Source organism: Aestuariibaculum sediminum, assembly GCF_014596945.1.
GTDB lineage: Bacteria > Bacteroidota > Bacteroidia > Flavobacteriales > Flavobacteriaceae > Aestuariibaculum > Aestuariibaculum sediminum.
Genome location: NZ_JACVXB010000006.1, coordinates 76,337 through 102,589, shown reverse-complemented (window position 1 = coordinate 102,589; position 26,253 = coordinate 76,337). Strand labels below are relative to the sequence as shown.

Sequence of the window (26,253 nt, the reverse complement as noted above, 5' to 3'; positions counted from 1 at the left end):
TTAAAGACTTTCTTTTAAAATGCGATAAACCAATTCTTTCGATGGTGTTTGTCCATTTATTTTGGCTTTAACAGCCTCAAAAGTCATCATAAAATCGCAACCCGAATTGTAGGCGCTGCAACCATAAGCTGTTTTACCTTTTACAATAGTACCTGAATTACATTTTGGACAAAGAAGAGCATCTCCATTCGAAGTTTTCTCAGAAGTACTTTTATCGGTTTTAGAGGGTGTATCCTTTTTAACCTTCGGTTCAAGTTTCAATTTAAAATTCTCATCTAATCGTACTAAACCTTCAACCGTTCCCGCATCGGTTTTAAAACCTTTTAAATTTACCGTACAGCCTTTTTGAATTAAACGTATAAATTGTTTTTCAGAAATTTTCTTCCCACTAAATATAAATGGCATCACAAAATTACATCCCGATTTATAAGCACTGCATCCATATGCCGATTTACCCTTTAAAATATGTCCTTTTTTACATTTTGGGCATACCTCTGCCGAAATTCCAGCGTTCTTCTTTTTTTGGGCTTTTGCTTCACGCTTTTTAACTGTTACAGCATGCGAAATGTTAGCTCGACGCGTTTCGCTTCGTACCTCGTAAACCAAGGCATCTACCATGCGTTTCATGTTTTTTATAAATGCACCGGCGCTAAACTCTCCTTTTTCTATATCCTTTAGCTGCTTCTCCCAACTTCCAGTAAGCTCAGCCGATTTTAATAAATCATTTTGTATTGTATCAATTAACTGGATACCTGTTACCGTTGGTAAAACCTGTTTTTTATTTCGTTTAATGTACTTACGTTTAAACAAGGTCTCGATAATATTAGCTCGCGTTGATGGTCGGCCAATACCATTTTCTTTCATTAATTCACGTAAATCTTCGTTGTCTACGTGTTTGCCCGCCGTCTCCATGGCTCGTAGTAAAGACGCTTCGGTATATTGATTCGGTGGTTTGGTTTCCTTCTCTAAAAAGGATGGTTCATGAGGGCCTTTTTCTCCCTTTTCAAAACTTGGTAAAATATCGGATTCTTTTTCCTTCTTATCTGGATTTTCAAAAACTACTCGCCACCCTTTCTTAATAATTTCTTTTCCGGTTGTTTTAAAGGAAACTTTATCGGCTTCACCAATAACCGAAGTATTAGCAACAAGACAATCGTCGTAGAATACAGCAATAAAGCGTTTTACAATAATATCGTAAACCTGTTTTTGTGCGTATGGTAGCTGTGACTGAATTCCTGTTGGAATAATGGCATGATGATCGGTGACTTTTTTATCGTTAAACACCTTGCTTGACTTCTTTATTTTCTTTCCTAAAAGAGGTTGTGTTAAAGCGGCGTATTGGGTTAAATTTTTTAATATACCTTCTACTTTTGGATAAACATCATTGGGTAAAAAAGTGGTATCTACCCTAGGGTAAGTAACGACTTTTTGTTCGTACAAACTCTGGACAATCTTTAAGGTTTCTTCGGCCGAAAAACCAAACTTATTGTTGCAATACACCTGAAGTCCCGTTAAATCGAATAATTTGGGCGCGTATTCCTTTCCGTCTTTCTTTTCAATAGAAACAATTTCGAAATCACTTTCCTTAACTCTATTCGCTAAAACCTCGCCATCTTCCTTTTTTAAGAAACGACCTTCTTCGCAGCTAAACAAAGTATCGCGATACATAGTTTGTAACTCCCAATAAGGTTGAGGCTTAAAATTTTCAATCTCCTTAAAACGATTAACAACCATAGCTAAAGTAGGCGTTTGCACCCTACCTATAGACAGCACTTGTTTGTAACCACCATGCTTTAAAGTATATAAACGCGTAGCATTCATACCAAGCAACCAGTCGCCTATGGCTCGTGAAAATCCTGCATAATAAAGATTATCGTATTTCTCTGAAGGTTTTAAATTTTCAAAACCTTCTTTTATGGCTTCTGTTGTTAAGGACGAAATCCATAATCGCTTCACTTCGCCTTTATAATTAGCTTCGTTCAGCACCCAACGCTGAATGAGTTCTCCCTCCTGACCAGCATCACCGCAGTTAATCACCACATCGGCTTTTTCAAAAAGGCTTTTTACAATTTTAAATTGCTTTTGAATACCCGAATTAGCAACCACCTTCGTTTCAAACTTTTCAGGCAGCATGGGTAAGTTATTTAAATCCCAGCTTTTCCAGTACGGTTTGTAATCGTTGGGTTCTTTTAAAGTACATAAATGCCCGAACGTGTAGGTTACGGCATAACCGTTACCTTCGAAATACCCATCGTGCTTGGTTTTCGCTCCTAAAACGTTGGCAATTTCTCTCGCCACACTTGGTTTTTCGGCTATACAGACTTTCATTTTTCAACTCTAAATAAGCGTCTGCAAAATAATACTTTTGATTTTTTTATTGAAGAAGACTTATTAGGAGTTATTAACCGAAATTAATCCCCTACATTTTGCATAAAATCTGGAAACCCGCCAGGCGTCCATTTCACCACCCTGGCTCTGGTTGCGCGGTTAGGATCGGATAACTCATGACCGATAATTTCCTTATAATCACGAGCATGATAAATCATAATTAAATCTTTACCATCCTCGGAAGTGGTAAATGAATTATGCCCCGGACCATACCGTTTCAAATCTTCGTTAGTATAAAATACTGGACCTGGTGATTTGTTCCAGTTCGAAACGTCTAATAAATCTTTATCCGCATCAATCCAGAGTAAGCCCACACAATAGTTATGATTAGTAGCACTCGCCGAATAGGTTACGAAAATTCTTCCATTATGTTTAATAACCGCAGGTCCTTCATTAACATTATATTTTATGCGTTCCCAACTAAATTCTGGAGTTGTTAATATAACTTCAGGGCCTTTTAATGTGGTTGGGCTTGCCATTTCCGACATAACTAAACCTGTCCCATGGTTGCCTCCCAAAACATTTTGTGCCCAAATCATGTAACGTTTTCCATTATGCTCGAATGTTGTTGCATCTAAAGAAAATGATTCTTGTTTCGCTTTTACCTTACCTTCTTCTTTCCAAGTTCCCTTCATTGGATCTTCATGAGTATTTGAAAGCGCCCACATTCTAATATTCCATATATTTTCGGCTTCACCAGCAGCAAAATAAATATACCAAACACCTTCAATTTTGTGCAGTTCAGGTGCCCAAATATGATGCCCCATAACACCAGATTTGTGTTTGGTCCAAACCACTTTCTCTTTAGCTTCTTTTAGGCCATTTATCGTTTTGGCTTGTCTGATTACTATTTTATCATATTCAGGGACTGTTGCTATTAAGTAGTATATACCATCGTCGGATTTTAACACCCATGGATCAGCTCTTTTTTCGGCTATTGGGTTATCGAATTGCTCGTTTTGCGCCAGGCTTTTATTTGAGATTAAAGTTGTTCCTAGTAAAAAAAGTAAAATCTTAAAAAAGTTCATATCTATTTAGCTAACATAATAAGTGGCAATTTAACACTTTAAAGAATAAATAGCAATATATCCTTTTAAATTAATTGTATTAAACACCTCAACCCTACTATAAACTATCAAAAAATCATGTACTTATTACTCTATTATTATTTGATACGTCGTAAGTAGACCTGAAACACCTTCTAACGCAAACAAAGCGCCTTTAATCTTATTTTGTTCTAGATTGATATTGTAGCCGCGAGCCTTTCGGAAATCGGTTTTATTTAAAATTGAATACTGAAAGGTGGCACGTAGGAACTCACAGCCATCTAAATTCATACCGCTTAAGTTTGCTTCAGTAAAATCGGCATGTAGACATTTAGTAGCAATTATCTCGCTGTTTTGTAAATTTACTTGATAAAATGAAGCATTCTCTAAATTGCAATTATTCAACTTTACAGCAAAACCAAATAAATTACAATTATTAAAGTGGACGCCTAACATTTTACAATTTTTAAAATTAACATCCTGAAAACTACTATGCATTACATTTGCAGCACTCAAATTACAGTCTTCAAAATCACATTCTAAAAATTTAACTTCAGAGAGCAGTCCTTCAGCAAAATTGCAGTTTATGAATGTACAATATTCATAGTCTCCTTTTGGAAGCCTTTTTTTTGAAAAATCCTGTTTTTCGAATATTTCGTCTTCAACTATAATCATATTGCGCAATTTGATTAAAAACCTTAGTTTCAGACGGTAAAATTAGGTTATCTTAACTTTATACTAAACACTACTCCTTTTCAACTACACTTAAGGCCAGACGGATTTTAAAATAGTCCATTTGTTCATTAAAATAATCGAAATACGGTTTTAAAGCAGCTGGGGCTTCTAATTCCTTTCTAGCCTTTTTAACTGCAGCTACTTCACTTTTCGTTACAAAATCGTAAATATTAATTGCTTTACCATCTTTATAAAGCTTAGCTATATGCGAATAGATGGTCTGTGATTTTAGTTGACGTTTTTCAGAAATCTCATTAATAGACAACCCCTGTTTATACAATTCGTAAGTCACTAAATGCGTATCGGTTTTTTTTGCTTTTTTTCGTTTTGTACCAACAAAATCCAGAATCTCAGCTATAAACTCATCGCCATAAACCTCTAATTTTCGCTGTCCTACTCCATTAATTTTTATAAAATCATCTTCACTCATAGGGCGTTCGCGCTCAATCTCTTTAAGTGTAGCATCACTAAACACAAGATATGCCGGAATATTTTCTTCTAAAGCAATACGGTAACGTAATTGACGTAAACGTTCAAATAACCCTGAACTCTTTGTTGATTTTACTCTTTTTTCCTTTTCGGAAGTTTTAACCTCGACAACATCAACAGGTTTAGTTAATAATACTTTGGCACCTTGGAATAAAACCTTTTTCGAAAATTCGGTTAGCTGCAAGGCATTATTTTTATGAAAAGCAATTTCGCAATATCCCTGATTTATTAGTTGAACAATGAAGTGTTGCCAATCTTTCCATGAGATATCCTTACCAATTCCAAAGGTTTTTATCTGGGTATATCCCTTGTCAAGAATGTTTGCATTTTGCGATCCACGAAGCACATCTATTACCATACCCGCAGCTTCCCTTTCGTTTAATCTATAAATGGCTGACAAGGCTTTTTGGGCGATTATTGTCCCATCAAAAAATTGTGGAGGATTTTTACAAACATCACAATTGCCGCAATTTTCAGCAAGTAACTCTCCAAAATAACTCAACAGTATTTTTCTTCGGCAGGTGGTTGCTTCGGCAAATTGCTTCATGCGTTCAATTTTAGCAACCTGAACCTCTTCATTAGATGTTCCGTTTGCAAAATTTCTAAGCTGAATTACATCGGCATAACTATGAAAAAGTAAGGCCTGGGATTTTAATCCATCGCGACCGGCGCGTCCAATTTCCTGATAATAGCCTTCAATGTTTTTAGGCATATTATAGTGAATAACCCAGCGTACATTGGATTTATCGATACCCATACCAAACGCCACGGTCGCACACACAATAGGCGTTTTATCAAAAATGAAATCCTCCTGAACTTTATTACGTTCCTCAAAATTTAAACCAGCATGATACGCTTTGGCAGAGATACCATTTTTTTTAAGTTTATCTGCCAGTTGCTCTGTAGCTTTTCGACTTAAGCAATAAATAATTCCCGATTGATTGGGACGTTTTTTTATAAACGAGACAATTTGTGATATGCGGTTACTCCCTGAGCGTACTTCAAGAGCAATATTTTTACGATCGAAAGATGAAATAAATTGCTCGGCATTTTCTATTTGAAGTTGTTTTAATATATCATCTCGGGTCGCCTTATCGGCTGTTGCCGTTAAAGCAATAAATGGTGTATTGGGTAATGTGGACTTTAAAAAACCTAACTGCTGATAACTAGGCCTAAAATCATGCCCCCAAGAGGAAATACAGTGTGCCTCATCTATAGCCACACAACTAATATATGTTTCTTTTAAAATATTTTGTAAACCCGACAAGCTTTCGGGTGCCACATACAGAAGTTTTAGTTTTTTGGTTACAATCTGGTCAATAATTTGCTGTTGTTCGGCATGCCCCTGACTACTATTAAAAAATGAAGCAGCAATCCCGTTAGCGTTTAAACCATCTACCTGATCTTTCATTAAAGCTATTAAAGGTGATATCACTAAAGTTAACCCCTTAAAAGTTAATGCGGGTAGTTGAAAGCAAATAGATTTCCCTCCTCCTGTTGGCATGATAACCAGACAATCTTTTTTGCCGAGAAGCGTCTCTACAATATCCTTTTGCTGCGCCCTGTAACTATCGTAACCAAAATAGGTTTTTAAGTTTGCGTATAAGTCTTTTTGAATATCTGGTAATTGCATTTTACCACTCCCTAAGTTTATTTAATTCTTCCTGAGCTTCTAATTCTTTTTGAGGAATAACTTTTAGGAACGATGGATGCTGTTCAATAGCAAATTCAATTTTTTTTACGATATCATCCGTTGTTTCGTTATCGTAATCAATTTCTAAAGGCGCTTTAATTTCCATAGATTGAAGAATATTTTTCTTCTTAACGCGAAGCCCCTTTTTATCAAACGAACGCCTAAAACCATCTATAACAATAGGAACCACAATGGGCTTATATCGTTTTATAATATGTGCTGTACCTTTGCGAATAGGTTTAAACGGCGTTGTTGTACCTTGCGGAAAAGTAATTACCCAACCATCATCTAGTGCCTTTCCAATATTTGAAATATCGCTCATTCTTACTTGGCGATTAACATCTTTACCATCGGCACGCCAGGTTCGTTCAATACTAATCGATCCCACATAAGCCAGTATTTTGGGCAATAAACCTGCTTTCATGGTTTCTTTAGCTGCTACATAATAAATGTTAAGCTTTGGGTTCCATAGGTAACCAACATTTTTTATTGAGTCCTCACGCCCGCTTAAACTGGCATTAAACACATGAAACATAGCTACCACATCGGCAAAATATGTTTGATGATTAGAAATAAACAACACGTTGGTATCTGGTAAGTTTTTAATGACTTCAGAGCCTTCTATCTGTAGTTCATTAAATCCGCGAAAGCGTCGATGCGTCATAGCACCTAACACGCGTATTAACCATTTTTTTATAATAAGTATATGTCCGAACGGATTTTTCTTAAACAACCCCATAAAATCGTGCCTCAAATAAATTAGTTAGCTGCTACAAAAGTAATAAAACTATTAAACTAGCATCGCCGTTTTTAACAAGTCTTTTATTTCACTGAGCATCATAGCAGTAGCTCCCCAAACTACATATTCGTTTAACTTGAAAGCTGGAACTTCAACCTCTGCGCTATAAGAGGCTTTTACGACATTAGTGATTACATTATTATCATCCAAAAATTCCGAAAGAGGCACCTCAATAAGGCGCTCGACTTCGCTATCTTGCTTTATAAATTTAGGAGGCCACTTGCAGTATCCAAAAAATGGAAACACATAAAAATTACTTGGCGGAATATATACTTTACTTAATTCACGCACTACCTTAATATCATGCATGGGTACTCCAACTTCTTCAAAAGTTTCACGTACGGCAGCAGCCTCGATAGAATCGTCTTCAGGCTCCAGCTTCCCTCCCGGAAACCCCACCTGCGCTGAATGCACTCCTTTATAGGTTTTTCTAAGTATTAAGATAATATGTGTTTTATTATTAGCTTTAGGATAAAATAAAGCCATTACCCCTGCCTGTTTTGCTTGTTTTACAGCGTCTTTTTGTCTCCGTAATTCTTCATGACGAAATGAAGGCACCATTTTAAACTGCGAGGATTCGGCTGGTAGTGGTATATTTTTTATTTTTGAAGCGACTAATAAAAACTCATCAAAATTCATTCGCTATGCGCTTTATTTTATTTTTATGTATTTCTTGTTTATTTCTAAATTGTGAAGATAAACAATCTAAACAGAAAAATAAGATCGAAGAACCAAAGACCGAAACCGTAAAAGAAAAAGTAAAAACCGTTATTCCTAAAAAAAGAAAATACCCAAAACTGAATGATAAAAACGCTATGGATTTCTTTTTAAAATTTGAAAAAGAAAATCCTGAAAATAAGGTTCGTATTACTACAGACTTTGGAGATATAGACATTTTACTTTTTGAGGAAACCAAATACCACCGTGCCAATTTTATTTTTTTAACCAAGCAAAAATATTTTAATGGCACACAATTTTATCGTGTAATAAACAACTTTATGGTTCAGGCTGGTAGTGGCGACGACATGGAAACAGGCCGAAAGCGTGCCCATATAGGGCGCTATTTATTACCTGCCGATACCAAACGTGGATTCAAGCACGACCGCGGTGTTATATCGATGCCTAGTAGTGAAATTGACAACCCCCACAAACTGGCCTCGCCTTATGAATTTTTTATTGTTCAGCAACATGGCGGCTCTCACTTTTTAGATGGTGATTATTCCATTTTTGGACGCGTAATCAAGGGCATGGATGTGGTTGACAAAATTGCGGCCGTTGAAACAGAAGAGGGCGACTGGCCTGTAAAAAATGTTTATATTCGAAACGTTGAGATTATTGAGTAGTTTTCATCAAAACTTTGATTTATCTTTATGCTTAAAAAGCAAATATCTACACCTGTAGTTTGCAATATTTAATTTTCAATTAAAAAAGATGGCGAAGAAATTTATTTTCTGGAAAGGATATTGCAAGGCAAGTAAATTTATTGCGTTAGACAAAATAAATCATATTATAAGTATTTCAGGGGATATTGTTGATATAAAACAATTCTCAGATATTTCAATCTCCTTGAAAATTGAAATTGAAGAGCAAAAAATAGACACATTATATGCGAGCTTGAAAACCTATATCGAAATCGATGAATTCGACACCATGAATTCTAATTCAAACAAAGAAAGAACAATTTTTCTAAATATCTCCTTTTCCTCAGGCAAGGGTGACGTTAAAGTAGATGTACCTTATGTTTAAACCATGCTCACCTTTTTCATCTCATTAGCAAACAACATGAAATCAAAACAAATTGTGAATTAGAAGATTGTATTAAGGTTATAATATCTGAAAACAATAAAAATTTAATCTTTATAAATATTAGGCAATGCAATTTTAAAACGAACAGCAAGTAAACGAGAAGCTATAATAACTACTCCCGAAGTAATAAATACAACATTTTCACCGAGAGGCAAAGCGCCCAGTGCAAAATAAACTACCCCTCCTAAAATACAGCATGTAGCGTATATGGTTTCGCGCCGAAAAACCACAGGAATTTCATTGCACAAAATATCGCGAATTACTCCCCCAAAACAGGCAGTCATAGTTCCTAAGGCAATACAAATAAAGGGATGCAAATCTAACTCTACACCTTTTTGAAGTCCGATAAGGGTATACAATCCAATACCAATAGCGTCGAATAACAAAAGTGATGTTCTTAAATAATCGAGCTTACTTCTAAAACCAATGGCGAATACAGTTGAAGCAATAATCACATAAGTATAAGTAAGATCGTTCATCCATCCTACAGGTGTATATCCAATGAGTAAATCTCGAAGTGTTCCTCCTCCTACCGAAGTTACAAAAGCTATTATAAAAATGCCGAACACATCCATACGCTTATCGAACGCCACTAAGGCTCCCGAAATGGCAAAAGCAATAGTTCCTAAAATGTCAATAATGTATAGCATTACATATTCTGGGTATAAAAATTATAGTCTTTTAAAATCACATCAATAAACTCCATATCGGTTTTTTGTTTTACGTCTTTTATACCCACTACTTCAATCAGTTTTTTTCGTAATCGAATTAAGGTTTGATAGTCTCTCGCCGCTTTGGCCTGTGTAAAAGTTTCTTTGATAATTCGAGCATCGTTATCTGATAATCTTATCACATTAGGATAAGTTGGCACATAATCTTCTTTAAGCTCTTCTAATATCGTGTGATTAATATTTACATTTTCCTTCAGATTAATCACTGCTGTTCCTGCGGCCATATCACCCAAACGTTGCGTTTTTTTATTCAAAATCATTACAAAAAAACCTAATCCAAAAATAAAAACATCAACAATTCTAAAAAACCAACGCACCACATAATCTGAAAGCGACGCCTGATACCCATCTATTTTTACGACTTTTATTTTTAATGCCATTTTTCCAACGGTTTGCCCTTGTAGAGTAGATTCCAATACCAATGTATAAAACATAACCGGGAAACTTAACACAGTATTAACTGCTATTTGAGACCACTGATCCATATTTTCAAAAGCATCAAAAACAAGATCTAAACAAATAATGTAACCTACTTTAATGGCCCAGTCAATTAAAAAAGCCACGAGACGTTCTCCCGCACCAGCCGCTCTAAAATTAATTTTCACATTTTGAGTCGTGTTAATTTGTAACTCTGACATTTTATATTTTATTTTATCTTTTTATATGAGAGAAGTTTCATTCATCAAGCAAAATAAAGAAAAATGGTTAGCTTTTGAAAAAGCCATCTTTAATAATGATTTTAAAGATGCCGATGAGCTGGCTTCACAATATATACAAGTCATTAACGATTTAGCTTATGCACAAACTTATTACCCCAAAAGTAAGGTAATTGTTTATCTAAACCAGCTTGCAGCGAAAGCTTTTCAAAAAATATATAAAACAAAACGCGAAGACACCAACAGACTAATAAGTTTCTGGAAAACTGAAGTACCACTTATTTGCTACCAATACCGAAAATTTATTTACGTCGCATTTATTATTTTCTTTTCGTTTGTATTTATTGGTGCGATTTCGGCTGCTAACGACGGGGAGTTTGTTCGTTCTATTTTAGGAGACAATTATGTTGATATGTCTATTGAAAACATTGAAGCCGGAGACCCAGTGGCCGTTTATAAAAGTGGCAGTAACTGGGGAAGTTTTATAGGTATTACCATTAACAATTTAAAAGTTGGTATTATAGCTTTTATTTTGGGCGTATTTGGAGGTATTGGTACCCTATATATTCTATTTAAAAACTGTATCATGTTAGGTTCATTTCAGTATTTCTTTTATGAAAAAGGCGTGTTTTGGGAAAGCGTTCGTGGTATCTGGATTCATGGTGCAATGGAAATCTTTGCCATTGTTATTGAAGCCGCTGCTGGTTTAATACTTGGTGCCAGTATTTTATTTCCGGCAACTTTTTCTAGAATGACCTCATTTAAGCAAGGTGCCAAAACAGGAGTAAAAATCTTAATAAGTACCTTTCCTTTTACTCTCTCGGCTGGATTTCTTGAAGGTTTTATTACCCGGTATTCTAATATCATGCCACACTGGTTATCGGTAAGTATTATAATAATAACTTTAAGTATAATAACGTATTATTATTTAATTTACCCTTTTATAGTACAGAAAAAAATCACTCAAAACCCAGCACCTGAAACCCCTTGAAAATAATTTCTATCCATACCCTTTATTGCTTTTTTGTATTACTTGGTTGTAATCGAACAGACATTCAAGTCCATGACACAATAGAAATGCAAGGACCTCGTAAGTTCGACAAGGAATTCAAACAGCGTTACCAAAGCGAAATTTACAATTACGAAGGCATTGATATTGAAACAAACACCCCAGAGGGTTCTGGAGATTATGTTGAGTATACAGATAAAGAAACCAAGATAAAAGAAGTTAATAATAATGAATTTTTGAACTTAAACATCGAGCCTATTCGTTATATTTTTTATCTCGCCATAGCGATTGCCATTATCGTACTGGTTTACGTTTTATTTAAAGATGGTAGCACTGGTTGGTTTTCTAAAAAGCAAAACAGAGTAATTAATCATCATCAGGACATCAATTCAGATAACATTGAAAATACAGATATAAATGCATTAATAAAACAAGCCGAAGACCTTGAAGATTACAGGCTGGCCATACGTTATTTCTATTTACTTGTACTTAAAAACCTAAGTATAAAAAATCATATAAAATTTGAAGACGATAAAACCAATTCAGAGTATTTAAACGAAATAAGCAGCAAACCCCTTAGTGATCATTTTGCTTATACTTCCTATTTATATAACTACATCTGGTATGGTAAATTTTCAGTAAACTTAGAGCAATACCAAAAAGCCAAAAGCAATTTTACAACCCTTTTAAATTTGGTTAAATAATGAAAAAAGTATGGCCTATAATTATTATTCTGGTGGCATTAATTATTGGAGCCGCTGTTTTTTCTGGGTCAACCAAAGTAAAAGTTGTAGACTGGGAAGAATCCTTTAATGAAAAAAGCAACAAACCCTACGGTGTAAGTATATTTTATAAAGAATTACCTAAACTATTTAAAGGTAAAAAAATCAGGACTGTTTACCACCAACCATTAAGTTACTTACGTGCCAATTCTGAGCATGGCTTTGGAAACCATGTGGCTAAAGGTACCTATGTGATAATTGGCCACTCAGATTATTTAGAAAACAATTCCGTAGAAGAACTATTAAATTTTGTAAACAAAGGGAATACATTATTTATTTCAGATTATTATTTTCCTCAAAAGCTACATGACACGCTTAAATTAAATGTCGATTATATCATAAATGAAAAAGACAGCACCTCGTATTTGTCTTTTAAAGATAAGCATCTGAAACAAATTGAAATAGACCGTAATTCTGGTGACAACTACTTTACAAATTCCGACAGCTTAAATTACAAAACATTAGGTTATTCAAAAATAGATTATAAACACATTAATTTTATTGAGGTTCCTTTTGGTAACGGAACTATTTTTCTTCATACCGAGCCAAAAGTTTTCACCAATTATCATTTATTAAAGGAAGACCGCTACAAGTATGTTGAAGATCTTTTATCATTCTTACCCGATGACGATATATACTTCGATTCATACACTAAAATTCAAAAAAACTATAACGGCGAAGTTGAAAAAAAATCAAATCTCAGTTGGTTTTTAGAACAAACAGCTTTCCGATGGGCCTGGTACACTGCTTTAATTTTCACACTGCTTTTTATAATTTTTAATGCAAAAAGACGCCAGCGCGTTATAAGAATTATTAAACCCTTGCAGAACACCACAGTAGATTTTGTAAAAACCGTTTCTAATTTATACTTTGAAACCCAAGACCATAAAAACCTTATAGACAAAAAAACAACCTATTTCTTAGAAAAATTAAGAAGCGATTATAACATTAATACCGACAACCTTGATGAGGCTTTCATTACAAAATTGGCATTAAAAACAGGTAAGAAAAAAGATGATATAAAGCCCCTTATTAACTATATTAATTGGCTTAGAACCAAGAATGAATTTTTTGAAGAAAATCTCATAAAACTAAACAGGTTTATAGAAGCCTTTTACGCAAAATAATTATGGAAGACAATTTAAGACCACAAGATCACAGCGATTTTTTACCCAAGCAAGAATTAGAAAAGACTCCTGATACTACTGAAAACCAAAACACAAATGGTTTAGAATTTCAAAACCGTTTAGATTTATCGGAATTGCAACAAAGCGTGCAAAACATTAAAACAGAAGTAGGTAAAGTTATCGTTGGTCAAAAGGATATGGTCGATATGCTTATTGCTGCACTTTTATCAAAAGGTCATACATTAATTGAAGGCGTTCCAGGTGTAGCAAAAACAGTAACAGCAAAGTTATTAGCAAAATCGCTGAGTGTTGGTTTTAGCCGTCTTCAGTTTACGCCAGACTTAATGCCAAGTGACATTTTAGGCACATCGGTTTTTAATTTAAAGTCTTCAGAATTCGAATTTAAAAAAGGCCCCATATTTTCTAACATGATTCTTATTGACGAAATAAATCGTGCTCCTGCCAAAACACAGGCCGCTTTATTTGAGGTAATGGAAGAACAGCAAATTACCATCGATGGACAGAAATACAAACTCTCTGCCCCATTTATGGTATTAGCTACCCAAAACCCAGTTGAACAAGAAGGAACTTACCGTTTACCAGAAGCACAGCTCGATCGCTTTTTATTCAAAATAGATGTTGATTACCCGAATATAGAAGAAGAAATAGAAATACTAGTGCGCGAACATGAACTTAAAGAACAATTAAAAACCGACACCATTACGTCGTTTTTAACTGCCGAACAAATTGTTAAATATCAAGGGTTAGTAACTCAGGTAATTGTTGAGCAGCACCTGTTAAAATATATAGCCGAACTTATTGTGGCCACCAGAAACAATCAGTTTTTATACTTAGGCGCCTCACCTAGAGCATCGATAGCCATATTAAAATCCAGTAAAGCATTTGCTGCCATGTCTGGTCGAGATTTTGTAACCCCGGAAGACATAAAACGTGCCGCCATCCCAGTATTACATCACCGTGTCATTGTAACGCCAGAGCGCGAAATGGAAGGGGTAACCAGTAAGCAAATTATAAAACAAATTATAGAAACTGTTGAAATCCCAAGATAAACTTAAATGACAAAATTTATATTTAAAATTAGAGACTAATTTCACCTCATGGTTCCTTTAATTTTGCCTTTTACCATTATAAAGAACATTAAATAGATTGAAACGCTTTAAATCCTTTTACATACAACCCCGATTTTTCTTTACCGGTATTGGTATTGTAGTCCTTTTTGGGTTTAGCTATTTTATCCCTGTACTTTTTAATGTAGCTCAGTTACTCATTCTTGTACTTTCATTATTATTTTTAATTGATGTTTTATTCATCTTTTTAGGGAAGCATAAAATTGATGCCGAACGTATTTTGCCAGATAAATTCTCAAATGGCAATCATAATACGGTTAACCTTAAAGTTAAAAACAATTACGGTTTTACAATTTATCTGGAAATAATAGATGAAATTCCTGAACAGTTTCAAAACCGAGATTTCAAATTAAAACAAAAAGTAACTTCGCGCAGGTCGAAAAGCATTAGTTACAATTTACGTCCTACTGAACGTGGTGAATACCATTTTGGAAGCTTAAATATTTACGCCGCATCAATTTTGAATTTGGTTGCAAAGCGCTTCATGTTTAATTCAAATGACGTGGTTCCAACATATCCCAGTTTTAAACAACTTAAAAAGTTTGAGCTTTTAAACATTAACCAAAATGCCACAGACGTTGGTCTTAAAAAAGTCCGTCGTTTAGGGCACACCATGGAATTTGAGCAAATAAAAGATTACGTTTTGGGCGACGATTTGCGCACAATTAACTGGAAAGCCACAGCCAAACGAAATCAGCTTATGGTAAATCAGTTTCAAGATGAAAAATCACAGCCTGTTTATTCCATAATCGATAAAGGACGCATCATGAAAATGCCATTTAATGGCTTAAGTTTGTTAGACTACGCCATAAATTCGAGCCTAATTATTAGTAATGTGGTTTTAAAAAAACAGGATAAAGCAGGTATGCTCGCATTTTCAAAACGTTTAGAAAATGTAGTAGTTGCCGACCGACGTAGCTCTCAAATGCAACTTATTTTAGAAGCCTTATATAATATAAAAACCGATTTTTACGAAAGTGATTTTAGCCGCCTTTATGCTAATATTAAACGTCATATTACCAACCGAAGCTTATTATTATTGTATACTAATTTTGAAACTTTAGATGGCTTAAAACGACAATTACCTTACTTAAAGGCCATAGCTAAAAGTCATGTATTAGTCGTTATTTTTTTTAAAAATACAGAGCTTAATACATTAATTAATACTAAAGCTGAAACCGTTCAGCAGGTATACGATAAAGTCATAGCCGAAAAATTCGCCTTTGAAAAACGTCTTATTGTTAATGAATTAAAAAAATTCGGCATTTACTCTATTTTAACCACTCCAGAACACTTAACCATCGATACTATTAATAAATATTTAGAAATTAAATCGAGAGGCTTACTCTAGTCATTATTAGTAATTTGCTCCGAATATAGTTTCTTAAAAAAAAAAATGATTTAAGGCACTTTAAAACTCCTGAAACAGAAAGCCTATAGCACCGAAATTGTTAAAATTTTGATGATTATTAGGTCCTATCATAAACTCCGTTAAAATTATTTACTCTGTAAAAACACATAAAAAAACCCTCAATTGCTTGAGGGCCCTTAATTTATCATAATTTATTTTTAGCTCAACCAGGCTTTCATCATCCAAACGGTTTTTTCTTGCTCGGTAATAAAATCACTCATCATTGAGTTCGTACCTTCATCATTTACATCATCGGATTTTTCTAAAATATCACGTTCAATTTTTAATAATTCGGTTAATGATTCAACAATTAAAGAAACGGCTTTTTCATCTTGCGAAATATTTTTACCTACAGGCACCTGACCGTGAGCAGCATAATCTTCAAAAGTATGATAAGGTGTTTCACCCAGGGTTAAAATTCTTTCGGCAATTTCATCAACCTTTGTATTGGCATCGGTATATAATTCTTCAAACTTAACATGCAAATCAAAAAAGCGCTTTCCTTTAATATTCCAATGGATACCTCTTAAATTTTGATAATAAATTTGAAAATTAGCCAGTAAATGGTTTAAATCTTTGGCGACTTCTTTTGATTTTGTCGTGTCTAATCCTATACTATTAAGTGTCATTATTTAGATTTTTAATTTAACTTTCTGTTATATATTTACTACAAATTTACTCTATAAAAATCCTATTTTTGATAAATTTTATTGATAGTTTTTATATCTTTATAGCCTAAATTGATAATAAATGACCATAACACAATTATACTATGTTTTGGCTGTTGCCGAAAACCAAAACTTTACAAAAGCGGCTGAAAAATGTTTTGTAACCCAGCCTACTTTAAGTATGCAAATTCAGAAATTGGAAGACGAATTATCTATTCAAATTTTTGACCGCAGTAAAAAACCAATTGAATTAACAGATGTAGGAAAAAAAATAGTAACACAAGCCCGAAATATTGTTAACGAATCGTATAGAATTCAAGATATTGTAGATCAGCAAAAAGGTTTTATCGGGGGCGAATTTAAGCTCGGTATAATTCCAACCGTGATGCCAACCTTGCTTCCTATGTTTTTAAAAAATTTCATAAAAAAACATCCTAAAGTTACCTTAATTATCGAAGAACTTACGACCGATGAAATCATTACCAGAATAAAAGAAGGGCATTTAGATGCAGCTATTGCTGCGACTCCTTTGGAAGATGACGCCATTAAGGAACGTGTACTTTATTTCGAACCCTTTGTTTCATATATTCCAAAAAACCATAGGCTGTATGGACATAATAAAATAGATGTAACTGATTTAGATATTAACGATATGTTACTATTGGAAGATGGTCATTGTTTTCGCGATGGGGTTTTAAATTTATGTAAAACCTTTAAAACGCATCCAGATGAAAAATTTCAACTAGAAAGTGGCAGCATTGAAACCTTAATTAAATTATCTAATGAAGGCTTAGGCATGACACTTTTACCCTATTTACATACTTTAGACATAAATGATAAAGAGAAAGAAAATTTACACCACTTTAAAGAACCAACACCAGCAAGAGAGGTAAGCCTGATTTACCATAAAAGTGAATTAAAAATGCAAATCACTGAGGCAATCCAAGATGTTATTATGGGTGTTGTTCGCGGGGCTATTGCTTTTCAGGATGTACAAATTATTAGCCCGTTGCGAGCAGACAAAAAAATGAGAGTATAAAATACACCTGCGTTGTTAAACACAACACAAGACAAATCTTTCAAAAAATACCCCAATCATCAGATAAAAAAAGAGGCGACTATTTCTAGTCGCCTCTTTTATTTATGGTTTAAGATATACTAAACACTGATTCAATTCGGGGTTTTGCTGTACTAGGGACAATATATATACTTTGAGTTCTTCCAACTCGTACGGTAATAACCGCTCTACTGCCTTTTGTACTTCTTTGCAAAACAAATTAGCATCAAAACTAACTTTAGTAAGTATAGTTTTAGTATACTCTAACATTGCTCTTGCCATGATTTATTAGAATTTTAGTTTGCTGATTAATATGTAGTTTTTTAATATAGGCTTTCGTATTACTGATTTATAACTATCTAAAAATACTAAAAAAACCCATTCTATCATCGATTAAGTGTAAAATTTAACGGTTTATTAGCGTTATTAACAACAACATAATTCATCATCGCTTAATTTACTTGGGTTGCCATAGTTTATTGTTAATATGTTTTATTTTCAGTAATTCGTTGAAAATTAAAACTTTTCTTACCACATATAAAAAAATGAATGAAATTACTTGCGTAAAAAACTATGAAAACCAACTAAGCTCCGCATTATAAATTTTATTTTCACTTTATCAATAAACTATAAAATTAAACGAATCGTATCTGCATCATGTTAAATTTTATAAAAATAATATGATTTAAAGATGACATTAATACTGTGGTAAGTTTAATTTTAACGCTCCCTAATGCTTGAAAATAGTTTTACTAGAATTACTGCTAAGCTCCCTACTAAGATCCCTACTATAAAATCTTTTATAAACGCAGGGATACCGGCACCAAAATGATGCAAATATTCTATATTGTGAGTAAAAATACCACCTGAAACAAGAATTAAAGCTATGGTTCCTATTACCGATAAACTTTTAATCACCCATGGCAACGCCTTAACTAAAACATTTCCGATACTATTTAAAAGTCCCTTATTACCATCGCTTTTATTTATTAAAGCCAGTCCCAAATCGTCCATACGAACAATTAGCGCAACAATACCATAAACCCCTACTGTGGCTATAATTGCAACAATAGACACTACCAAAACCTGAAACAACAATGACTGCCCAAGTACGGTCCCCAATGCAATAATCACAATTTCAACAGATAATATAAAATCTGTAAATATGGCTGATTTAATCTTTTTCTTTTCTAACAATGTAGGATCTTCCTTTGAGGACAATACGTCAACCTTTTTATGCACATCTTGCTTGTGTGGAAAAATATATTCAACAATTTTCTCAACGCCTTCAAATGCAAGATAAACTCCTCCTAAAATTAAAATAATGATGACTGCCCAAGGTAAAAATTCGCTAAATAAAAAAGCTACGGGTAAAATAATCAACTTATTCAAAAAAGATCCTTTGGTAATTGCCCATAACACAGGTAATTCTCTTGACGACACAAAACCCGTGGCTTTTTCAGCATTTACCGCCAAATCGTCTCCTAAAATACCAGCTGTTTTCTTGGTAGAAATTTTACTCATTACCACCACATCGTCCATTAATGCAGCAATATCATCTAATAACGCGAAAAAACCTGAGGCCATAAATATGTTTTGTTTTACTGTAAGATTTAATTAATAGTTAATTTGTTAAAATATGATAAAAGAATATAAAGTAAAATAATAATTGGTATTGCAGCAAACTGCAACACGATTAAAAGAATGACACACAGTATGAGAAATCGATATAGCGATACATTCGCCTCATAACTAAAGTCTTTTAATTTCAATGCAAAAAGCTTGATATTACTATTTAACAAGTAACAGCTTAAGGCAGTCATCCCGATTAAAAAGCCAGTATTAAGAATAATGTTTTCTATAAATTCACTGTCTTGATATTCAATAATTAAAGGAAAAGAAATAATTAACAATGTATTAGCTGGTGTGGGCAACCCTTTAAAATACGTTTTTTGTTCGTCGTCTAAATTAAATTTAGCTAAACGATAGGCCGAAGCCAAAGTGATGCATAATCCTATTAAAGGTAAAGCTGAAAGTTCGAACTCAGAAACCTTTAAACCCGAATCCCATTCTCTAAAAAACCTATTTAGCAATGGTTCTTCAGTAGATAAATCGAGCATTTTATACATAACAAGACCAGGAACAACACCGCTGGTAACCATATCGGCTAAGGAATCAAGCTGTAAACCTAAAGCGCTGGAAACTTCTAGTTTTCTTGCAGCGAAACCATCAAAGAAGTCGAAAAACACACCTAAAAACACAAATAAAGCCGCGTGAGAAAACTGATCGTTAACAGCATAAATTACAGCAATACATCCACAAAACAAATTCAATAGGGTTAATGCATTAGGAATATTTTTCTTCATGAGTATGTGTTTATTTTTATAATGCAATTCGCGTTACTATTTTCTCGGGATTCAAACCCAAGATTAAATATTTCAATTTTATTTGGGTAAAAATAGCAAACAATTTTCGTCTAAAACAATATCTAATCTAAATTCAAGTTTTAAAAGATTATAAATAATATGCATCTTTGTATAAAAAATTTGCAGTTGAGGAATTACATTACTGTATTGTTTTATTTTATATCGATTACAATGTTCGGTCAGGCAGTTAGAAAATACTCTAACGAATTTTTGAATATTGGGGTTGACGCTGCTGCATTGGGCATGAGTAATGCCGTAACTTCCCATACAGCCGATGTAAACTCAGGTTATTGGAATCCGGCTGGATTGCTAAAGCTTGAAGACAATCAAATGGCGCTTATGCATTCCAGTTACTTTGCTAATATTGCAAATTACGATTACGCTGCATTTGCGAAACCTATCGACAATAACAGTGCCTTTGGCGTATCATTGATTCGTTTTGCGGTAGATGATATTTTAAATACCACACAGCTTATAGATGAACAAGGCAACATTAATTATGACAGGATCAGTTTATTTTCAACAGCCGATTATGCTTTAACCTTTTCATATGCACGCGATTTACCTGTTCAAGGATTAAATTATGGTATTAACGCCAAAGTAATCCGACGTATAATAGGAGATTTTGCAGCTTCCTGGGGTTTCGGGTTTGATGCTGGTATTCAATTTGAAACAGATAACAACTGGCAGTTCGGGCTCATGGCCAGAGATATTACAACTACCTTCAATGCCTGGGCGATTGATGAAGATGAGTTTAAAAAAGTTCAGGATGCGGTTGAAGGTCAAAATCAAGAATTACCCGAAACTACTGAAATTACCATCCCAAAATTACAGTTGGGCGTCTCCAAACTATTCAACTTTCACTACGACTATAGCTTGCTGGCAGCTGCGAACCTCAATGTAAGATTCGAAGAAAATAACGATATTCTTTCGTCGTCGTTTGTTAGTATTAATCCCGCTGTAGGATTTGAATTTGCCTATATCGACATGGTTTACTTACGTGGTGGCGTTGGTAACTTTCAAAACGAATTACAAATCGATAATAGTGAACAATTAAGTTTTCAACCGAGTTTTGGTGTTGGTTTTAAATACAACGGTATCCAGATAGATTACGCATTCACCGATATTGGCGATCAAAGTGTCGCTTTATATTCCAATGTATTTTCATTAAAACTCGATTTTAGCATTTTTAGATAATTTCCATTGTATGAAACGACTCTTACTTTTATTACTACTTACATTAAGTACCAAATTCGTATTTTCACAAGTTTACAAATTATCTAATCGTGCCGAAATAAGTGTCCTAACCATTGGACCAGGAATTTCATTAAATGATGCTTTTGGACACAGTGCCTTTAGAGTTAAAGACCATGCCAGTGGTATAGATTTGGTATACAATTACGGCATTTACGATTGGCAAGCGCCGCATTTTTATTTAAAATTCGCCCAGGGTAAGCTAAATTATTTATGTGGTGTCGCTTATTTTGATGATTTTTTAAATGATTACATATCGCAAAACAGAAGCATTAAATCGCAAGTTTTAAATTTAAACCTCGGTGAAAAGCAAAAATTATTCAATTATCTTCAAAACAATGTTAAGCCTGAAAATCGACGTTATCTCTATGATTTCTTTTATGATAACTGCGCAACAAAAATAAAGGATGTAACGAACATTGCTGTTAACGAAAATATTGAGTTTAAAGCACCAAATGATTACAAAGCAGCTTCTTTCAGAACATTAATCAATAATAACCTGAACGCCAATTCATGGGGTAGTTTTGGCATAAACGTTGCTCTTGGTGCTGTTATAGATCGGCAAGCTTCTATGACGGATCATATGTTTTTACCTGAAAATATTTATAAGTTCTTTGAAGTAGCTACTCTGAATAATTCTGGCGAAAATTTAGTCAAGTCAAGTCAGATGTTGTACACGCCAACCGAAACCAAGACGCCATCGTACTTTTTTACTAGCCCCCTATTTGTTTTTTCTATTGTAGCGCTGTTTATATGCTACATCACCTATATGAATTACAAAAACAATATAAGAAGCAAATGGTTGGATATCGCTCTGTTTTTTATCACAGGCTGTGTAGGTATTCTTATTTTACTATTGTGGTTCGCAACAGATCACACTGGTACACATCAAAATTATAATTTACTTTGGGCATTTGCTCTTAATTTTTTCGTAATTGCCCAACTTGCAAAACCAAAACCTGCTTCTTGGTTTGTTAAGTATTTAAAATTATTAGTGATTTTATTGTGTCTTTTAACCCTACATTGGATACTAGGTGTGCAAGTTTTCACCATAGGTTTAATCCCACTATTATTAGCTTTATGTGTTAGATATGCCTTTTTGATTAAATTCTTTAATGCTTCATAAATCTAATTATTTTTAAAGTTTACAGCAATTCACATGATAACTTTAACATCCTTAGTTAAGCGGGTACCTCATGAATTCTAAGACCATTTAACTTCTGCCAAACTAACTAACAATTTGATAGAACTACTGCCCTCTGAAGAAAATTACAGTAGTAAGCGTTTTAATCATGATATTAACATCTAGTAAAAAACTACGATGCTTTATATAGTATAAATCGTATTGAAGCTTTTCAAGACTATCGTCTAACGACGAGCCATAACGCATTTTCACCTGTGCCCACCCTGTAACTCCAGGTTTTATAATATGGCGCGTTTCATAAAAAGGCAATGCATCAGACAATTCCTTAACAAAAACGGGACGCTCTGGTCGTGGACCAATCAAACTCATTTCTCCTTTCAAAATATTAATAAACTGAGGGATCTCATCGATTCTCGAATACCTTAAAAATTTCCCAAACCTTGTAATACGCGTATCGTTTTTTGTTGCCCAAACAGCTCCTGAAGCCTCGGCATTTTTTATCATGGTTCGGAATTTTATGATTTTAAAAACCTTACCATTTAATCCCACACGTTTTTGCGTATAGAATAATTTACCTCGGTTAGCCAAAAGGTTACCAATAATAATAAATGGTAATAAAACTAAACTAAATAGAATTCCAAAAACAGATATCAAAATATCAAAAACTCTTTGTAAAAATCGATATAATCTGTTCTTATTATTTCTATTAAAAGGAAAATATTTATAGAAATCCATACCTACATATTGTAAAGGAACCCTATGAGTAATGTCTTCGTAAACTTGCGAATATTCACGAACTGGAACTCCAATATTTAGTAATTGCATCAGGTCATGATACACTTCTGGCGTAATAGTATCAGGTTTATTACTGATAACAACGATTTCGGAAACGGCCTGTTTTTTTATAACTTCGGACATGTTATCAATATGAAATTCCGAAATATCTTCGATTGTATCAATATGAACATGCTGCTTTTCACAATTTATATAACCTATAATTTTGTAGTGCGGATCTGACTGTTGAAAAACCCGTATTACATTATTTAAATCAGTCATTTCGCCTACCAATAAAATTCTCTTATTAAATCGTGGCGACACAATAAGGCTAAGATAAATAAACCGCCAGGCCAACAATGCAAATAGAATAGAAAAATAGAAATATAGAATCTGTAAGCGATTATTAGGGAGTTCTGGAGTAAAAAAGGGCGTTAAAAAATAAAACAACACCGTAGTCGATACCGTAAAAACAATACCTGTAGCAATTTTATCTAGTTTACTGGATTTTTGTAAATCGTAAAGCTCGAAAACTGTTGCAAAAACGGTGAGATATAACACCAAAACAAACACCCAGCGCCACCTGTTTTCGGTAATGGTAAAATAATCGAAATCGAAAGTGTTACTCACAAAACACAAAACGACTAATGTTGAAATAACGTCGAATAAACGCAATAAAACTTTGCGTTCAGATATATTAAAATGAATTCCTCCTTTAAGCATTAATTGGGGTTTGGCATTGATTTGGCAGCACTAAAGATAGTAAGTTTATTTATTGAACCCCAACATTATACCAGTATTTTATTCCAGAAGGTTTTTACTAAATCCCAATCATACATTTCAACCTTTTTTCGCGCATTTAAGGCGATATTTTTTGTGAATTCAGAATTTGTTTTTAGCATTTTTATGGCTGCAACGAAAGCTTCAGCCGAATTTGGAGGAATCAAAATACCCTGCTTTTTATTATTTATTAAGAATGGGATCCCACCTACATTTGTAGATACAACAGGTAAGCCTAATGCCATAGCTTCAATAACACTAACGGGCATATTATCATAACTTGTTGTGTTAATAAATACATTACAGTGTTTAGCATAATTTATCCAATCATTTCGGTCTAATTTTCCTGTAAACTGAACCTCAACACCTAAAGTTTTAGCATAATTTTCAGCTTTCCTTAAGCTTCCATCTTTATCCGGGCCAACCATAGTAAGTGTAGCTTGAAGACCATCATCTTTCAACAACTTTAAAACATCTATGGCTAATAGTGGATTATAAATATCAGCAAATGCTCTAACCCATAACAAATGAATATCTTCAATTGAATTAAAAGAAAATGGGTAATCGCTAAGTTTTATACCATTGGGAATGTTCACAATGTTGTCATATCCCTCCTCTTTAAACTGAGATTCAAGAAACAATGAAGGCGCCACATTTACTTTGGCATTTTTAAAAATAGCCGCACTCATTTTAGGACTTTGTTTCAACCGCTGTAATAAGTTTCCACCATGTAAAACGGGGATATATTTTATCTTAAAATATCTGCATAACTGACTAACAACGTAGGCATAGTAGAAATTCAACGTACTGTATGTATCAATTATCACATAATCGACCTGATGCCTGCGTTTTATAACTTCTTTTATCATATCCATAAGCCGAATACCTTTATTCGTTTTATTTGAGGCATAATATACACGATATCCAGACTGCTCCAGCACACCTCCCAAGACATCTATAGTGCTTATGTTGGCTTTTCTATTATTTAGCTTATTGCCTATGTATAACAGGTTCTTCATCTTTAATATGTAATAAACTTAAGGCATAAATAAACGCTGGGGCCGCAATACGCATGGCCGAATGGTTTATAGTAAGAAACCAAAAAATATAAAATGAATAAAAGAGAACATTACTTCTATCTGTAATTCTAAAAACTAATGGGACTAATAATAAAATTGAAAATGCTAAAACACCCAACAGTCCATGTTCAGAAATTATACGACTCACTTCGTTGTGAGAGGCCGCCCTAATTCCTGTTTCCTGAAAACGTATATCCTTAATGCGCCCTACGCCTACACCCAGAAAGGGATTTTCTATAAACTCATTCAATTCCTTTTTCAACAAATAAACACGACCTGTCGTTATATCTACCTTTTGAACACCTCTAGCATTTTCATTAGCATAACGTTTATCGATGAGACCTCTGGTTTGAATTGAGGAATATACCCAAGCCACGGCAATAACACCTAAAAACAGAAAACCTGATAAAAACATCTGACTTCTTTTTTGTTTATCCATAAATCGATACTGAAAAAACAAAAAGCAAACAATCATAATAATAGCAGTAAGCACGCCACCGCGACTAAAGGTTACTACCGCCCTAAAAGAAAACAACATGATGAAGGCCAAATCAATATAGCGCAGCACAGGTGTTTTGCTGTACTTAAAATACTTTACAGCCATAAAAAAAGCGCCAAGTCCTAATACCGTTGAAACCTGATTAGGTCCAAACCCACCAGAAGTCACAAAATTAGAACCCGTGCCTCGTATTGCCCCCGATACATCTGGATTAAATACAATAATGTATACTACGGTACTCACTAAAGGGTACACCGCAAAGTTTAAAATCTGTTCTAACTGTTTATTTGTGACAATAACACGCATGCAAAATAAGGCTGCTATACCAATACAAACTGGTCCACTTAAATTAAAGGCAATTGCTTTTCGAATATCAGGACTTACATCTAAGGCATAGAGTGACACATAAATACCCGGTATTAACAGTAATATATACAACACGTATGGGGTTGCTTTATAACTAAACCCCTTATAAAAGAGTCCTAAAACACTAAACAGTATCACCAAATACTTACTCGATTCGTAAAACAAACCACTATTAGTCATACGAAAAAGAACTTCGGCCGATAAAATATAAACACAAGCCTTAATCACCTCAAAGGGTTTATCATCATGATGGACGGCTATAATTCTGTAAATAAAATACCCTACAACACCATAAAAATAAACGTCACCCAGCGCTTTAGAGAAGTAAATGATGACCCCCAGCAATATGTGTAACCCTAATATTTTTAAATAGTGTGAATTCATCG

25 protein-coding genes are annotated in these 26,253 nt (G+C 34.0%); 10 read left to right on the top strand and 15 right to left on the bottom strand.

What is annotated here, in order from left to right; genetic code table 11:
• The 6 genes from ICJ83_RS13410 to ICJ83_RS13385 all read right to left on the bottom strand — a co-directional run bounded on the left by ICJ83_RS13410 (position 1) and on the right by ICJ83_RS13385 (position 7,789).
• Positions 1 to 2,328, bottom strand: coding sequence for a type IA DNA topoisomerase (locus ICJ83_RS13410; protein WP_188230916.1), 2,328 nt, complete (start codon positions 2,326 to 2,328; stop codon positions 1 to 3).
• 83 nt (positions 2,329 to 2,411) lie between these two features.
• A complete protein-coding gene (locus tag ICJ83_RS13405) occupies positions 2,412 to 3,416 on the bottom strand; it encodes a glycoside hydrolase family 43 protein (RefSeq protein ID WP_188230915.1) in 1,005 nt (334 codons plus the stop codon).
• A 126-nt stretch (positions 3,417 to 3,542) separates the two neighbouring features.
• Positions 3,543 to 4,109, bottom strand: coding sequence for a pentapeptide repeat-containing protein (locus ICJ83_RS13400; protein ID WP_188230914.1), 567 nt, complete (start codon positions 4,107 to 4,109; stop codon positions 3,543 to 3,545).
• Between the two features lie 70 nt (positions 4,110 to 4,179).
• Entirely contained in the window at positions 4,180 to 6,291 is a 2,112-nt protein-coding gene (gene recQ, locus ICJ83_RS13395) for a DNA helicase RecQ (RefSeq protein WP_188230913.1), read from the bottom strand.
• Between the two features lies 1 nt (position 6,292).
• A complete protein-coding gene (locus tag ICJ83_RS13390; protein ID WP_188231002.1) occupies positions 6,293 to 7,090 on the bottom strand; it encodes a lysophospholipid acyltransferase family protein in 798 nt (265 codons plus the stop codon).
• Positions 7,091 to 7,141: 51 nt separating this feature from the next.
• Positions 7,142 to 7,789, bottom strand: coding sequence for an NUDIX hydrolase (locus ICJ83_RS13385; RefSeq protein WP_188230912.1), 648 nt, complete (start codon positions 7,787 to 7,789; stop codon positions 7,142 to 7,144).
• Positions 7,790 to 7,794: 5 nt separating this feature from the next.
• Here ICJ83_RS13385 and ICJ83_RS13380 point away from each other — a divergent pair, with 5 nt between their 5' ends.
• Together ICJ83_RS13380 and ICJ83_RS13375 are read left to right on the top strand one after the other, a co-directional pair.
• Positions 7,795 to 8,493, top strand: a complete 699-nt coding sequence (locus ICJ83_RS13380) for a peptidylprolyl isomerase (RefSeq protein ID WP_188230911.1) — start codon at positions 7,795 to 7,797, stop codon at positions 8,491 to 8,493.
• 88 nt (positions 8,494 to 8,581) lie between these two features.
• Positions 8,582 to 8,896 carry a hypothetical protein gene (locus tag ICJ83_RS13375; RefSeq protein ID WP_188230910.1) on the top strand — a complete coding sequence of 105 codons (315 nt, stop codon included), beginning with the start codon at positions 8,582 to 8,584 and terminating at the stop codon, positions 8,894 to 8,896.
• A 104-nt stretch (positions 8,897 to 9,000) separates the two neighbouring features.
• Here the strand turns inward: ICJ83_RS13375 and ICJ83_RS13370 are convergent, their stop codons facing one another.
• Positions 9,001 to 9,606 carry a trimeric intracellular cation channel family protein gene (locus tag ICJ83_RS13370; protein WP_188230909.1) on the bottom strand — a complete coding sequence of 202 codons (606 nt, stop codon included), beginning with the start codon at positions 9,604 to 9,606 and terminating at the stop codon, positions 9,001 to 9,003.
• Positions 9,606 to 10,325: an RDD family protein gene (locus ICJ83_RS13365; protein WP_188230908.1), complete on the bottom strand. Its 720-nt coding sequence runs from the start codon at positions 10,323 to 10,325 to the stop codon at positions 9,606 to 9,608. The genes ICJ83_RS13370 and ICJ83_RS13365 overlap by 1 nt, the downstream gene beginning before the upstream one ends.
• Positions 10,326 to 10,350: 25 nt before the next feature.
• Between ICJ83_RS13365 and ICJ83_RS13360 the strand changes: the two genes are divergently transcribed.
• The 5 genes from ICJ83_RS13360 (at position 10,351) to ICJ83_RS13340 (ending at position 15,760) form a co-directional block, all read left to right on the top strand.
• The gene (locus tag ICJ83_RS13360; protein WP_188230907.1) at positions 10,351 to 11,334 is read left to right on the top strand and encodes a stage II sporulation protein M; all 984 of its coding nucleotides are present in this window, start codon (positions 10,351 to 10,353) and stop codon (positions 11,332 to 11,334) included.
• 86 nt (positions 11,335 to 11,420) lie between these two features.
• Positions 11,421 to 12,056 carry a hypothetical protein gene (locus ICJ83_RS13355; RefSeq protein WP_188230906.1) on the top strand — a complete coding sequence of 212 codons (636 nt, stop codon included), beginning with the start codon at positions 11,421 to 11,423 and terminating at the stop codon, positions 12,054 to 12,056.
• Positions 12,056 to 13,261, top strand: coding sequence for a DUF4350 domain-containing protein (locus ICJ83_RS13350; protein WP_188230905.1), 1,206 nt, complete (start codon positions 12,056 to 12,058; stop codon positions 13,259 to 13,261). Before ICJ83_RS13355 ends, ICJ83_RS13350 begins: the two co-directional genes overlap by 1 nt.
• 2 nt (positions 13,262 to 13,263) lie before the next feature.
• Positions 13,264 to 14,331 carry an AAA family ATPase gene (locus tag ICJ83_RS13345; protein WP_188230904.1) on the top strand — a complete coding sequence of 356 codons (1,068 nt, stop codon included), beginning with the start codon at positions 13,264 to 13,266 and terminating at the stop codon, positions 14,329 to 14,331.
• Positions 14,332 to 14,428: 97 nt separating this feature from the next.
• Positions 14,429 to 15,760 (top strand): DUF58 domain-containing protein, encoded by a 1,332-nt coding sequence (locus ICJ83_RS13340; protein ID WP_188230903.1) that lies wholly within the window; start codon positions 14,429 to 14,431, stop codon positions 15,758 to 15,760.
• Between the two features lie 218 nt (positions 15,761 to 15,978).
• Here ICJ83_RS13340 and ICJ83_RS13335 read toward each other — a convergent pair whose 3' ends face one another.
• Positions 15,979 to 16,449, bottom strand: coding sequence for a Dps family protein (locus tag ICJ83_RS13335; RefSeq protein ID WP_188230902.1), 471 nt, complete (start codon positions 16,447 to 16,449; stop codon positions 15,979 to 15,981).
• A 121-nt stretch (positions 16,450 to 16,570) separates the two neighbouring features.
• On the opposite strand from ICJ83_RS13335, the gene ICJ83_RS13330 reads away from it, so the two are divergent.
• Positions 16,571 to 17,527, top strand: a complete 957-nt coding sequence (locus ICJ83_RS13330; protein WP_188230901.1) for a hydrogen peroxide-inducible genes activator — start codon at positions 16,571 to 16,573, stop codon at positions 17,525 to 17,527.
• Between the two features lie 102 nt (positions 17,528 to 17,629).
• Here ICJ83_RS13330 and ICJ83_RS13325 read toward each other — a convergent pair whose 3' ends face one another.
• The 3 genes from ICJ83_RS13325 to ICJ83_RS13315 form a co-directional block, all read right to left on the bottom strand.
• Positions 17,630 to 17,827: a hypothetical protein gene (locus ICJ83_RS13325; protein ID WP_188230900.1), complete on the bottom strand. Its 198-nt coding sequence runs from the start codon at positions 17,825 to 17,827 to the stop codon at positions 17,630 to 17,632.
• Positions 17,828 to 18,265: 438 nt separating this feature from the next.
• Complete coding sequence (locus ICJ83_RS13320; protein WP_188230899.1) at positions 18,266 to 19,132, bottom strand: DUF808 domain-containing protein; 867 nt, start codon at positions 19,130 to 19,132, stop codon at positions 18,266 to 18,268.
• Positions 19,133 to 19,158: 26 nt separating this feature from the next.
• On the bottom strand, positions 19,159 to 19,911 hold the full coding sequence (locus tag ICJ83_RS13315) for a CDP-alcohol phosphatidyltransferase family protein (protein ID WP_188230898.1): 753 nt from the start codon (positions 19,909 to 19,911) through the stop codon (positions 19,159 to 19,161).
• A gap of 186 nt (positions 19,912 to 20,097) precedes the next feature.
• Here ICJ83_RS13315 and ICJ83_RS13310 point away from each other — a divergent pair, with 186 nt between their 5' ends.
• Entirely contained in the window at positions 20,098 to 21,168 is a 1,071-nt protein-coding gene (locus ICJ83_RS13310) for a putative type IX sorting system protein PorV2 (protein WP_449369427.1), read from the top strand.
• Between the two features lie 10 nt (positions 21,169 to 21,178).
• Positions 21,179 to 22,351: a lipoprotein N-acyltransferase Lnb domain-containing protein gene (locus ICJ83_RS13305; RefSeq protein WP_188230896.1), complete on the top strand. Its 1,173-nt coding sequence runs from the start codon at positions 21,179 to 21,181 to the stop codon at positions 22,349 to 22,351.
• Positions 22,352 to 22,474: 123 nt separating this feature from the next.
• Here ICJ83_RS13305 and ICJ83_RS13300 read toward each other — a convergent pair whose 3' ends face one another.
• From ICJ83_RS13300 to ICJ83_RS13290, 3 genes are all read right to left on the bottom strand, one after another.
• Positions 22,475 to 23,866: an exopolysaccharide biosynthesis polyprenyl glycosylphosphotransferase gene (locus ICJ83_RS13300; RefSeq protein ID WP_188230895.1), complete on the bottom strand. Its 1,392-nt coding sequence runs from the start codon at positions 23,864 to 23,866 to the stop codon at positions 22,475 to 22,477.
• Positions 23,867 to 23,931: 65 nt separating this feature from the next.
• Positions 23,932 to 24,942: a glycosyltransferase family 4 protein gene (locus ICJ83_RS13295; protein WP_188230894.1), complete on the bottom strand. Its 1,011-nt coding sequence runs from the start codon at positions 24,940 to 24,942 to the stop codon at positions 23,932 to 23,934.
• Positions 24,914 to 26,251 carry an O-antigen ligase family protein gene (locus ICJ83_RS13290; RefSeq protein ID WP_188230893.1) on the bottom strand — a complete coding sequence of 446 codons (1,338 nt, stop codon included), beginning with the start codon at positions 26,249 to 26,251 and terminating at the stop codon, positions 24,914 to 24,916. The genes ICJ83_RS13295 and ICJ83_RS13290 overlap by 29 nt, the downstream gene beginning before the upstream one ends.
• Positions 26,252 to 26,253 lie beyond the last annotated feature (2 nt).